Consider the following 12,732-nt stretch of genomic DNA (forward strand, 5'->3'; position numbering starts at 1 on the left):
GCTCACTCCGCCAGCTCGTGCGGCGAGATGTCATCGACCAGCTTGCCGTGGTCCAGGATCAGCACGCGCTTGCGCATCTGCTTGATCAGCGCCAGGTCGTGGCTGACCACCAGCACGCTGGTGCCCCGACCGGGCAGCTCGGCGAACAGCGACATGATCTCCGCGGCCAGGGTCGGGTCGAGGTTGCCGGTGGGTTCATCGGCCACCAGCAGCCGCGGTTCACCCACGATGGCGCGGGCGATGCCCACGCGCTGCTGCTCGCCGGCCGACAGTTCGGTGGGCAGCGCCTTCTCGCGGTGCGCCAGGCCCATGCGTTCGAGCACCGAGCGCACCCGCTTGGCGGTATCGGCACGGCGGTCGCCGCGCAGGATCAGTGGCAGGGCGACGTTCTCGCCGATGCTGCGGTCCACCAGCAGGCGGTGGTCCTGGTAGACCGCGCCCACCTCGCGCCGGTGCAGGGCGACCTTGCCGCCACGCACCTTCAGCAGGTTGCGCTCACCGAACAGCACCGCGCCGCGCGTGGGCCGTTCGCTCAGGTGGATCAGCTTGAGCAGGGTGCTCTTGCCGGCACCGGAGTGCCCGGTGACGAACAGCATCTCGCCGGCCGCCACCTCGAAGCTGACATCCGCCAGCGCCTGATGGCCACCGGCGTACTGTTTGCTGACATTGTCAAAACGCAGGACGCTCATCCGCCGATTATGCAGGAGCGCACCCGGTAGTGCCGAGCCATGCCCGGCACATGATCCCCGCACTGCCCGGCGCCGAGCAGGGCTCGGCGTTCCCGGGCCGGGCCGATCAGCTGCCGGAAAGCATCCGGCGGATCTTGCGGCCCAGGCGGGTCAGGAACGAGTCGTTGTCACTGCCGCCGCGCATCGACTTGGCCTGTACCTGCACCGGTGCATTGGCCACGGCCGGTGCGGCCACGCCCTCGGCACCTTCGACCGGACGCCCGTGGCGACGACGACGGCGCTTGCGCGGGGCGCGCTCGCCTTCCACCGCCGGGGTGCCCGATGCATTCGGTGCGCTGCTGGCGGTGTCCGGGCGCGGCGGCTTCGGTGCGGCAGCCTGCTCGCCTTCCACGCGCGGCTTGCGCTCACGACGCGGACGGCCATCGGCACCACGCTCGCCACCGCCACGGCGCTCGCCGGGCTTGCCGCCACGGCCACCACCACGACGGGCCTCGTCAGCGGCCTTCTGCTCGCGGGCTTCGCGGAAGATGGCCCCCACGCTTTCGTTCTCCTCACCCTCGGCGCCTTCCACCGGCGCGCGCTCCGGGCGCGGCAGGGGGGTCAGCAGCTCGCTGGTGACGGACTCGACCGGGATCTTCTGCTCGATGTAGGCCTCGATGTCCGGCAGGCTCATCGCATAGCGTTCGCAGGCGAAGCTGATCGCATCGCCTTCCTCGCCCAGGCGCGCGGTGCGGCCGATGCGGTGCACGTAGTCCTCTGCATCGAACGGCAGGTCGTAGTTGTAGACGTACTTGATGCCGTCGATGTGCAGGCCGCGGGCGGCCACGTCGGTGGCGACCAGGATTTCCAGCTGGCCCTTCTGGAAGCGGTTGAGCAGGCTCTCGCGCTTCTTCTGCGGCACGTCGCCGGACAGCACGCCGACGCGGTAGCCGGCCCGCTCCAGCGCGCGCGCGACGCGCTCGACGAACACCTTGGTGTTGACGAACACCATGGTGCGGGCGCCTTCGCTGCGCGACAACAGGCCCAGCAACAGCGGCAGCTTCTCCTCGTCGGCCGGGAAGTAGATGCGCTGGCGCACGCGGTCGGCGGTGACGTGTTCGGTCTCCACCACCAGCTTCTGCGGCTCGTTCATGTGCTCGTAGGCGAGCTCCAGCACGCGGTGGCTGAGGGTGGCGCTGAACAGCAGGGTCTGGCGCGTGGTGCGCTCGGGCATGCGGCGCAGCAGGAAGCGGATGTCCTTGATGAAGCCCAGGTCGAACATGCGGTCGGCTTCGTCCAGCACGCAGATCTCGCAGGCGTGCAGCGACACCACCTTGTGCTGCTTGACGTAGTCGATCAGGCGGCCCGGCGTGGCGATGATCACGTCCACGCCCTGCTGCAGCAGTTCGCGCTGCTTGTCGTAGTCCACGCCGCCGTACACCAGCGCGAAGCGCAGGCCGGAGTCGGAAGCGAACTTCATCGCGTCCTTGTGGATCTGGATGGCCAGCTCGCGGGTCGGCGCCAGGATCAGCGCGCGCGGGTCTTCCGGCTTGCGGTCGGCCAGCGCCGGCCGGGTCAGCAGCCGGTTGACCACCGCCACCAGGAAGGCCAGCGTCTTGCCGGTGCCGGTCTGTGCCTGCCCTGCCACGTCGCCGCCTGGCAACGCGACCGGCAAGGTCAGCGCCTGGATCGGGGTACAGCGGGTGAACCCTGCTCCTTCAAGCCCTGCCAGCAATGCTGGCTGCAGTTCGAAGGAGGAAAACGTCACATCGGTCAGCGGTTTGTCGCTCATTATTCTGTCTTTGTAGTGCCAGGCGGCCAGTGTGGCCGGGCGGCTTGCATCAATACGGGCACCGTCGCACACTGCGGCCCCTGCGCCGGGTCGCGCGGCTTGGGCTGTACCCTTTTTGTCCGCGCAATAACCCAGTTTACCGCAATGCGACGGTCAACCCGGCATCGACAGTCGCATTGACCCAGGAGACTCACAAGTGAGCGATAAGGTTTTACACGTCGGCGACGCCGACTTCGACAGCGCCGTCCTGCAGTCCGGCGAACCGGTCCTGGTGGATTTCTGGGCGGAATGGTGTGGCCCGTGCAAGATGATCGCCCCCGTGCTGGACGAGCTGGCCGACGCCTATGACGGCAAGCTGAAGATCGTCAAGCTGAACGTGGACGACAACCGCGCCACCGCGGTGAAGTACCACGTGCGCTCGATCCCGATGCTGCTGCTGTTCAAGGATGGCCAGATCCAGGCCACCCAGATCGGCGCCGTCGGCAAGGGCCAGCTGAGCCAGATGATCGACAAGGCCCTGGCCTGATCGATCCACCCGGCCCGGTGGCGCTCCGCCGCCGGGCCATGCGGGCCTTGCCAATACGGCGGCCCAACAGGGTTTCCGGGCAACTTGCACCCCCGCGCGCGGCGGTGTTAGTGTCGTCCTATCCGGCAGCGTTCGCATGCCGCACCCTCCGGCCGGGTTCTCGACCGGATCACTCCCAACCAGTTCGCCGCCCCCAGGGCGCTCGCACGTCTTAGCGAGAGGAATCAAGCACTTGTCCGAGAACACTCCTTCCGAAACCGGGAGCCCCGACGCGCCCGTCGAGAAGCGCGTGCGCAAGCCGCGTGTTGCCAAGGCCACCGAGGGCAGCGATACCAACGCCGCCCCCGCTCCGGCCCAGCCCGCACTGCCGCTGCCGCCCGCCGCACCGACGCCGGCTCCGGTTGCCCAGGAATCTTCCGCCCCGGCGCCCGCTGCGGGTGGCAACGACAGCCCGGCCACTTCCGGCAACGCCTCCGGCGGCCAGGAAGGCGGCGAGCCGCGCGGTGACGGCAACAACCCGCAGCGCCACAACAACCCGAACGGGCAGCAGGGTGGCCAGGGCCAGCAGCAGGGCCAGGGCAACCGCCGCGACCGTTTCCGCAACCGCCGCGACCGCGATCGCAACAACCGCTTCCGCGACGACAACGGCATGCCCAACGAGGGCGGCAACGAGAACTACGCACCGCGCCCGATGCCGAGCGTGCCGGAAGGCTTCCCGGTCTACTCGCTGAGCGACCTGAAGCGGATGCCGGCGCAGAAGCTGCTGGAAATCGCCGAGCAGCTGCAGATCTCCGAAGGCGTGGCCCGTGCCCGCAAGCAGGACGTGATCTTCGCGCTGCTGAAGGTGCTGACCCGCCACGGCGACGGCGTCGCCGCCGACGGCGTGCTGGAAATCCTGCCGGACGGCTTCGGCTTCCTGCGCGCGGCCGAGGCCAGCTACCTGGCCGGCCCGGACGACACCTACATCTCGCCCAGCCAGATCCGCCGCTTCAACCTGCGCACCGGCGACCACCTGTCCGGCCGCATCCGCTTCCCGAAGGACGGCGAGCGCTACTTCGCGCTGTCGATCGTGGACACCATCAACGGTGAGCCGATCGAAGCATCGAAGAACAAGGTGCTGTTCGAGAACCTGACCCCGCTGTTCCCGCGCAAGCGCTTCACCCTGGAGCGCGGCAATGGCTCCTCCGAAGACATCACCGGCCGCATCCTCGACCTGATGGCACCGCAGGGCAAGGGCCAGCGCGCCCTGATCGTTTCGCCGCCCAAGGCCGGCAAGACGATGATGATGCAGCAGATCGCCACGGCCATCACCACCAACCACCCGGAAGTGCACCTGATCGTGCTGCTGGTGGACGAGCGTCCGGAAGAAGTGACCGAAATGCAGCGCACCGTGCGCGGCGAAGTGGTCTCCTCGACCTTCGACGAGCCGGCCGCGCGCCACGTGCAGGTTGCCGAAATGGTGATCGAGCGCGCCAAGCGCCTGGTCGAGCACAAGAAGGACGTGGTGATCCTGCTCGACTCGATCACCCGCCTGGCCCGTGCCTACAACAACGTGGTGCCCAGCTCCGGCAAGGTGCTCACCGGTGGTGTCGACGCCAACGCCCTGCACCGTCCGAAGCGTTTCTTCGGTGCTGCACGTAACGTTGAAGAAGGCGGCTCGCTGACCATCATCGCCACCGCGCTGGTTGAAACCGGCTCAAAGATGGACGAGGTGATCTACGAAGAATTCAAGGGCACCGGCAACAGCGAAGTGCACCTGAACCGTCGCATCACCGAGAAGCGCGTCTACCCGGCCATCGACATCAACCGTTCCGGCACCCGCCGCGAAGACCTGCTGATCGAGCCGGAGCTGCTGCAGAAGATCTGGATCCTGCGCAAGCTGCTGCACCCGATGGACGAAATCGCCGCGATGGAATTCCTGCTGGACAAGATGAAGAACACCAAGTCCAACGACGAGTTCTTCGGTTCGATGAAGCGGTAACACCCGAGAATGCCCTCGGAAGCAGAAAGGCCCCGGATATCCGGGGCCTTTCTGCTTATTGCCGAGTGACACACTGGCATCCCCTGAAATATCTGGAGAAAGCTTATCGAACCACCTCCCAAATGACGCTGGGCATAGGTCTTCCTGTCCCTGCATCGCTGCCTGCCGAGTGTGCTTTGGCAGCATGGCCACCAATAGCAACCCACAATCTGGCCGAACCATTGCTCACATGCTGCGCTAACGGCGATTGCAACAACCACCGAGACCTCCTCCATTCTTCAGTCGTCGACGGAACATGCCCTCTGTTCCACACAAATGACTTGCGATAGATTAAGTGAGACAAGCACCTTTGGAATCGCCGTGTACGCTGCCTGCCGCCGCCTCGCTCGACGCACATTGAGCAGCGTCCGTCCCTATGCTTTTCCACAAGCGAAACCATCGATTGAGAAGCCCGCGTGCAACATCTGCGGATTTCGCCTCAAGGCATCGCGTGAGGCTCTCTCGGACAGGGAGGCACCGAGCTGCCCGGCCTGCGGTTCGTCAATGCGGTTTCGCGCCATCATGGCGGCCTTCCAGACCGAGCTGGACAACACTCATCAGATTCAAGTACTTGAGCGCCTCCCAAAGCGAAAGAGCATCAAGGGAATAGGCATGAGCGATGCGAATGTGTATGCAGCCGGCCTACGGCGCAAGTTCGACTACCTCAATACATTCTTCCATACCCAACCGAGGCTCGACATCCGCTCTCCTGATCCACACTACATCGGGCAATACGACTTTGTGGTCAGCTCCGATGTCATGGAACACGTGGACGGCCCCTGCGAACGCGCACTCGGCAACCTGCGCATGTTGCTCAAGCCCGGCGGCCTTCTCGCGCTCACGGTGCCATACACGTTCGAAGGGGGCACAGTCGAGCACTTCCCCGAACTCCATGACTATCGGATCGAGGGCAAGGGCACGGATAGAGTGCTCGTCAATGTCACCAGGGACGGCCGCGAGCAACGGTTTTCCGATCTGTGCTTTCACGGCGGTGATGGTTCAACCCTTGAATTGAGAATCTACGCATTCAACGATCTGATGAGATTGCTTGGCGAAATGGGTTTCACCGATATCAAACTGCACGATACTGATCACCCGCAATGGGGCATCATTCACCGTCACCGACTGGGTGCTCCCGTTACGGCACGGGCCGGGTAGCAGATCGCCGCGATGGAGTTCCTGCTGGACAAGATGAAGAACACCAAGTCCAACGACGATTTCTTCGGTTCGATGAAGCGCTGATCCCTCGGGATTGGCCGCCACAGAAAGCCCCGCGCAAGCGGGGCTTTCTGTTTTCCCGGAAAGAGCGGCCCCGGCAGCAAAACCGGCGACTCCTGGCACCTCAACCACGCAGGAACAAATCTGGCCGCCAAGCCGATGATTCTCGTCGGGCTTCGCGGCCGAGGCCGCTCCTGCCAGCGATCAGCCGCCCTGCAGCGGGGTCAGCAGGCGCGGGCCGGTGTTGCGGTCGGCCATGTAGACGCCGCCTTCGGCCAGGCTGTCGGGTGAGGTCTCCACGTTGCGGTCTTCCGTGCGCCAGGGCGCACGCTCACGCGGGCCGGCCACGTAGCTGACCCAGCGACCATAGGTTTCGGCCCCCTTGTCCCGGCCGCGGTCCATCGCGTAATTGATCGGCACGCGCACGTTCCAATAGGGCCGCGAGGCGACGTCGCCTTCGGTGGGGACCCGGAACGTCCAGCCCTTCGCCGCCGCTATCGCATTGCGGGCCAGCACCTCGCGGAAACGCCGCTGGTCGGATTCACGGCTGAGGAAGGTCAGGTTCACTTGCTCGGCGAAGGCATCCTCGACCTTTCCGTCGCGGCCAACCTTCACCAGCAGGTAGACGCTGCCGGTTGCGCCTGCGCGGAAGGCCAACTCGGGATACCGCGGCGGGTTCATCTGGATGCTTGCGACGTTCTGCGGATCGGTGGAGTCGTACTTCTGGAAGCTCACCCCACGCAGGCTGACCTCGTAGCTGCCGCCCTCCAGCTTGCGCGCGACCACCCGCAGGCTCATCGGTGCCACCGCGCGGACCGGCTTCCCGTCCATGACGATGGGTTCGAAACGCCACTGCAGCGCACTGTCGCGCACCAGCTTGACCACGCCCTCGGGCAACGTCTCCTCCTGGCGGAGCAGCAACCCGGACACCGATCCATCGGTCTCGATATGCACATCGCCACTGACCAGCATGCTGCTTTCCACCTGCTGGCGGACCTGCGCCACGCTTCCCGGCGACGGCTCGGCAACCACCAGCGCGGGAAGGCCCAGCAACAACACCCCGGCCAGGCCCAACGCGCCGATTCGAACGTTCATGCTCACATCCTTGAGATTGAAGTGCCCCGATTACAACGCAAACCCGATGACCGCATCAATCACGCCACGCCGGGATACCTGTCGGTTGCTCAACCGCCTTGCAGCGGGGTCAGCAGGCGCGGACCGCCGTTGCCGTCGGCCATGTAGACGCCACCGTCCTCCAAGGCATCCAGCGAGAACCACGCCTGCGTGGCCGAATCCGCCCACGGCGCACGCTCGATGGGGCCGGCCACGTAGATCTGCCAATGGCCATAACCTGCCCCCGCCCCATCGCCGATCGAGTAGTCCACCGGCACCCAGATGTCCCAGTACGGCCGACCGGCGTACTCGCCTTCCGTTGGCGTGCGGAAGCTCCATTTGAGCGCCTGCGCGGTCGCAGTCCGGGCAAACACCTGGCGGAACTTCTGCTGATCCCGCTCGCGGCTGATGAACTTCAGGTTCACCTGCTCGGCGAACGCCTGCGTCACCTTGCCATCACGGCCTACCCGCACGCGCAGGTAGACGCTGCCACTGGCACCGGCAAAGAACGCGTCGCGCGGAAAGCGCGGCGGGTTCATGCCATCACTGGAGAGACGGCGCGGATCACCCTTGCCGTTGCCGATGAAGTTCACCCCGCGCAGTACCACGTCGAAATTGCCGTCGTCCCGTTGCTTGGCCACTACCCGCAGACTGACGGGCACCTTCGCTCGCACCGGCTGACCCAGCTCGCGAACCGGCTCGAACCGCCATGGCAATACCGTGGCACGCACGTAATCGACGATCGCCGGCGGCAGCGCCTCCTCCTGGTCCAACTGCAACGCGGTCACCGTACCCTCCTCGCTGAGCAGCAGCTCCCCCTTGACAAGCATGCTGCGCTCGACCCGCTCGCGCACTTCCGAAATGCTGCTGCCTCCCGCTGCCATACCGGCGCCGGACATGCCCAGCAACACCCCGGCCACCATCACCCACGCACTGAACCTGCCACGCATAGCCCACCCCGTTGGATCCCCTTGGTCGGCGGATTACAGCGTAGGCATCGCCCGGCCGCAATGCCCCCTCAGGCCACGCGCAGCGCGCGCGGATACGGCGGTGTGTCCGGGAACTCGCCCCTGCCGAAGCCCTGTTGCAGCCCCTGCCACCACGGTGGCTCGAACAGCTCGCCGTAGCGCTCCTGCACCACGTCCAGCAATGCGCGGGGCAGGCCCATGAACAACGCGAAACGTTCCGGGAACACGTCGTTGGGCGCGACGTGGAACCACGGCTCGCTGGCCATGGCCTCCTCCTCGCTGCGCGGTGTTGGCCAGGCCCGGAAGTTGCAGTCGGTGACCAGGCACAACTCGTCGTAGTCGTAGAACACCGCGCGCCCGTGCCGGGAGACACCGAAGTTCTTCAGCAACATGTCGCCGGGAAAGATGTTGTTGCAGGCCATGTCACGGATGGCCTGCGCGTAGTCCAACGCCGCGGCGCGGGCGGCTTCACTGCCCTGCTCGCGCAGGTAGAGGTTGAGGGGCCGGAAACGGCGCTGCACGTAGCACAGCGCGATCACCACGTCGCCGCCTTCGACCTGCACGCTGTGGCTGCATTGGTTGACCAGCTCATCGAGCAGTTCCGGCGCGAAGCGGCTGACCGGGAAGCGCAGGTGGCGATAGGGCTGGGCGTCGAGCAGGCGACCGATGCGATCCAGGTTGAAGACCAGCGCGTACTTCTCCTCCACGTCCTGCCGGCTCATGGTCTTGGGCCAGGCGAAGCGGTCGCGGATCAGCTTGAAGACCAGCGGATAGCTCGGCAGCGTGAACACCGCCATCACCATGCCGGGGGTGCCTTCGGCATGCACCAGCCGCTCGTTGGCATGCTGCTGGAAATGGCTGAAGAAGGTGCGATAGCGCTCGGTCTTGCCCTGCTTGGCGCGGCCCAGCACGGTGTAGATCTCATCGACCGGCTTGCCCGGCAGGATGCTGCGCAGGAACACCACCGCGTCGGCGACGGTGGGCAGGTCGGCCTGGAAGTAGCTGCGCGAGACACCGAACAGGTGCGCCACGTCGCGGCGTCGGCTCAGCACCGCTTCCACGCGGACGCCTTCCTCCCCGTTGACCAGCGCGATCACGCAGGGCGAGAAGCGGTGCTCACCGAACACGCGTCCGACCAGGTATGCACGGCGCTCGCGGTAGAACACGGTCTCCAGCAGTTCGATGGCACGCACCGGGTACGTGCCCCAATGGGCGAGGTCGTCCTGCAGGCGCACCGCGATGGCCGCAGCGCAGCGCAGGCGGTGCTGGTAGGGCACGTCGAAGGCATAGTCGGCGAGCAGGCGCGAGAACGCATCGGCCGGACGCGCTTCGGAAACGGCGTAGACGTGACGCGCAACCGGGTGGGTGATGGCATCGGACGGCTCGATGTCCAGCGCCATGAACTCGATGTCGTCATCCACGCCATGGGTACCGAACAGGCGCCGGGTCAGGGTGTTGTAGAACGTCTTGTACAGCTCGCCATCGATGCGCGATGAAACCCGTGCGTCGAAGCACTGCTTCACTTCCCGCCACAGCGCCTGCGTGGGCGGGATGCCGGCCAGCAACGCCTGCAGTTGCGCCCGGCAGCGTGCCACGCAGACGTCGTACAGCTCGATGCGTTCCACCGCATCCGTCCTGGCTGCGCTCCAGTCGCGTGTCTGGAAGCGCGTGCGCGCACGACGGGTAATGTCGGCGAAGCCCTGGTGGTAGTCCTCGAACCCCGTGGCGATGCCTTGGGCAAGGTTGTCCGCCAGGGCGGCATCGATGACCGTTGCATTCATCACGGTCGCTCCGGCAATGCACGGACTGCAGGGAGAAGATGGGATCGCATGGCTGTCGCCGGAGGGGGGATGGACATGACCATACGACACCGCACGCCTCCCGCGACAGGGCGCCCGCCCGGCGGAGGCGTCCTTGGGCGTGAAGCAGGGAAGTCCACGTCGCGCGAAAGGCAACCCCTCCCCCGCCCTCTCCTTGCCTGCGGCAAAGGGAGGGGGTAATCCGCGCATCGTCGGGACTGATGGCACGCCGCAACCGTAGGAGCGTTCTTGGACGCGAAGCCTGGAAGTCCACATCGCGCGAAAGGCACCCCTCCCCCGCCCTCTCCTTGCCTGCGGCAAAGGGAGGGGGTAATCCGCGCGTCGTCGGGCCTGATGGCCCGCCGCCACCGTAGGAGCTCCCTCGGGCGCGGAGCCGGGATGCCCACACCGCACTAAATGCCCTCCTTCCCTTCGCCAGCAGCAAAGGGAGGGGGCGGTCCGTGCGTCATCAGGCGTACCGGCTCGCCACCACCGCGGGCTCCAGCGCTCAGCCGCTGGACAACTCCGCCTGGATCTTGCGACCGCATTCGCGGGCGCTCCACAGCACGTGGCCGATCACGCTGCGCTGGCCGCAGGCGGCCATCAGCAACAGCGAACCACGCGCCAGCGGGATCGACTGCATCAGCACCTTGCCTTCGCTGGCTTCCAGCATCAGCACTTCCATCGTGCCCAGCGACAGCTCGCGACCCACCGCGCTGGCCAGCGCCAGCATCGCGCTGGTCATCGCCGCCAACCGCTCGCCACTGGACTGCTGCGTGGCCGATTGGGCCAGGGCGAAACCGTCCACGCTGGCCACCACCGCCGCACGCACGCCATCCACCGATTCGGTGAACTCCCTGAGCCGGGCATCCACCGCCGTGACTTCCCAGTCCTCCAGCACCGCTACCCCCCTTGGTTCACCCATGTGCTTCGACCAGTGCCGCCGCTTCCACTTCGCCCATCAACACGTCCATCAACATCATCACTTCGTCTTCCGAACGCGCATCGAACGGCACCAGGGGCAGCGGGCGCCCGGCCACCTCCTGCACGCGCAGCTGGCACGCATCCAGGTCCACGTCGGGTACCAGGTCGAACTTGGACACGCCCACCACCGCCGGAACCCGGTCGGCATGGGTGCGCAGCGTGCGCAGGTAGGTATCCAGTTCGGTCGCCACCTCCGGGCTGGAGGCATCGGCGAGGATCACCACGCCGCGCGCGCCCTGCAGCAGCACCGGCCAGATGAAGGAGAAACGCTCCTGTCCCGGCGTACCGTACAGGCGCAGGCGGTCGCCGTTGGGCAGGCTCACGTCGGCATAGTCCATGGCCACGGTGGTGGCCAGCTTGGACGAACTGACGTCGGTGTTGAGCACGTCGGTATCGATCACGGTGCCACCGGCCACCGCACGCACCAGGGTGGACTTGCCGGCGCCCATGGCCCCGAGGACAACGATCTTGTGCTCGATCATGCATGCATTCCCGTGCGGCCGCGGACGCTGCGCCACATCCTGGCCAGCAACGCACTGGCACCGTGCTTCTGCGCCACCGGCACCGGTGGCGGTGCATCGACCGGCACCTTCACCTCGGCGTAGCCACACAGGTAGGCCGAGCGCATGAACGCCCGCGTGGCATTGATGTCCAGGTCCAGCAGCTGGGTGCACTCGATCAGGCTGCACGGCTTCTTCAACAGCAACGAGCACAGCCGGAACCCATCGTGCTGGTGGGCCAGGACACGGAAATCCGGCCAGCGCAGCAGGTGCATCTGCGCGTTCTGCTGGAGGCGGCGTTCGAAATCGCTCCAGTAGTCGCCGTGCTGCGCCATCTGCCACAGCAACGGCCGCAGCGGCTGCCGCGACAGGTTTTCGGCCAATGCCTCGTAGCGCGCCGGCGAGAGCTCCTGCAAGGCGAGCAGTTCAAGCAGTTCGCCCAGTTGCTGGGCCAGCGTCGGTCCCGCGCCGGGGTGCAGGTAGAGCGGGACGGCCTGGTCATGCTCGAAATCGATCAGCAGTTGCGGCTGGCCCTGCAGCGTCAGCAGCGCCCGGCCTTTGCGCTCCTGCAGGCGCTGCCGCAACAGGCGGGTGACCTGCTTGGCGCCGCTGGCCAGGTACAGGCCATCGGTGGTGACATCGACCCGGGGGGCGAGCGCGGACTGGATCTGCTGGTCGTCCAGGAACACCGGCGTGGCCGCGCGTCCATCGTGTACGGCACCGTCGTCGTCGTGCATCCACAGCCGCATCGATGGCCGCTTGCTGGCCATGTGCAATGCCGCGCTGCGCAGTGCCGGTGTGTCGCGCACCAGCAACAGGTCGCATTGATCCAGGTCCACGCAGCGTTGCAGCGCCTCCGGCGGCAACCCCGCAGCCTTGCGCAACCGGCCGAGCAATACCTGCTCTTCACGGTTGTCAGAGCCCACCACCAGCACTCTGGTCATGCCTGTCCCCTTTCGACGCCGTGCGTCATGCATTTCCATGGCAGTCCAATGAGGCTATGCCAGATGCCGGCTGTGAAAGGGTGACTGCTCCCACAGTTCGATTTGTCAGGAAGTCTTTCACGCCTATACGTTCGTCGTAGGCATGCGTAGGCGGTAACCAAAATGAAAGAAGCCTGCATCCGACAACGGATGCAGGCTTC

The 12,732-nt window shown here is 66.1% G+C and carries 11 protein-coding genes; 3 read left to right on the forward strand and 8 right to left on the reverse strand.

Annotated elements, in window-relative coordinates:
* Window positions 1–2 precede the first annotated feature (2 nt).
* Both ftsE and rhlB read right to left on the reverse strand, forming a co-directional pair.
* Window positions 3–689, reverse strand: a complete 687-nt coding sequence (gene ftsE, locus AC06FE_RS15145; RefSeq protein WP_132865894.1) for a cell division ATP-binding protein FtsE — start codon at window positions 687–689, stop codon at window positions 3–5.
* 106 nt (window positions 690–795) lie between these two features.
* Window positions 796–2,460: an ATP-dependent RNA helicase RhlB gene (gene rhlB / locus AC06FE_RS15150; protein ID WP_446539806.1), complete on the reverse strand. Its 1,665-nt coding sequence runs from the start codon at window positions 2,458–2,460 to the stop codon at window positions 796–798.
* 196 nt (window positions 2,461–2,656) lie between these two features.
* Here rhlB and trxA point away from each other — a divergent pair, with 196 nt between their 5' ends.
* From trxA to AC06FE_RS15165, 3 genes are all read left to right on the forward strand, one after another.
* Window positions 2,657–2,986 (forward strand): thioredoxin TrxA, encoded by a 330-nt coding sequence (gene trxA / locus AC06FE_RS15155; RefSeq protein WP_132865896.1) that lies wholly within the window; start codon window positions 2,657–2,659, stop codon window positions 2,984–2,986.
* A gap of 289 nt (window positions 2,987–3,275) precedes the next feature.
* Window positions 3,276–4,967, forward strand: coding sequence for a transcription termination factor Rho (gene rho, locus AC06FE_RS15160; RefSeq protein ID WP_478073542.1), 1,692 nt, complete (start codon window positions 3,276–3,278; stop codon window positions 4,965–4,967).
* A 360-nt stretch (window positions 4,968–5,327) separates the two neighbouring features.
* Window positions 5,328–6,164 (forward strand): class I SAM-dependent methyltransferase, encoded by an 837-nt coding sequence (locus AC06FE_RS15165; protein WP_192287862.1) that lies wholly within the window; start codon window positions 5,328–5,330, stop codon window positions 6,162–6,164.
* Between the two features lie 264 nt (window positions 6,165–6,428).
* On the opposite strand, the gene AC06FE_RS15170 is transcribed toward AC06FE_RS15165, so the two are convergent.
* The 6 genes from AC06FE_RS15170 to AC06FE_RS15195 form a co-directional block, all read right to left on the reverse strand.
* The gene (locus AC06FE_RS15170; protein ID WP_478073511.1) at window positions 6,429–7,319 is read right to left on the reverse strand and encodes an energy transducer TonB; all 891 of its coding nucleotides are present in this window, start codon (window positions 7,317–7,319) and stop codon (window positions 6,429–6,431) included.
* 89 nt (window positions 7,320–7,408) lie between these two features.
* The gene (locus tag AC06FE_RS15175) at window positions 7,409–8,287 is read right to left on the reverse strand and encodes an energy transducer TonB (RefSeq protein WP_478073512.1); all 879 of its coding nucleotides are present in this window, start codon (window positions 8,285–8,287) and stop codon (window positions 7,409–7,411) included.
* Window positions 8,288–8,355: 68 nt separating this feature from the next.
* Window positions 8,356–10,086, reverse strand: a complete 1,731-nt coding sequence (gene aceK, locus AC06FE_RS15180) for a bifunctional isocitrate dehydrogenase kinase/phosphatase (RefSeq protein ID WP_478073513.1) — start codon at window positions 10,084–10,086, stop codon at window positions 8,356–8,358.
* A gap of 526 nt (window positions 10,087–10,612) precedes the next feature.
* A complete protein-coding gene (locus AC06FE_RS15185; protein ID WP_132865912.1) occupies window positions 10,613–11,029 on the reverse strand; it encodes a roadblock/LC7 domain-containing protein in 417 nt (138 codons plus the stop codon).
* Window positions 11,022–11,570 (reverse strand): GTP-binding protein, encoded by a 549-nt coding sequence (locus tag AC06FE_RS15190; protein WP_132865913.1) that lies wholly within the window; start codon window positions 11,568–11,570, stop codon window positions 11,022–11,024. The genes AC06FE_RS15185 and AC06FE_RS15190 overlap by 8 nt, the downstream gene beginning before the upstream one ends.
* Window positions 11,567–12,532, reverse strand: coding sequence for a hypothetical protein (locus tag AC06FE_RS15195; protein ID WP_478073514.1), 966 nt, complete (start codon window positions 12,530–12,532; stop codon window positions 11,567–11,569). The genes AC06FE_RS15190 and AC06FE_RS15195 overlap by 4 nt, the downstream gene beginning before the upstream one ends.
* Window positions 12,533–12,732: the final 200 nt, after the last annotated feature.

It is taken from the genome of Stenotrophomonas sp. Steno-C18, from assembly GCF_056393195.1.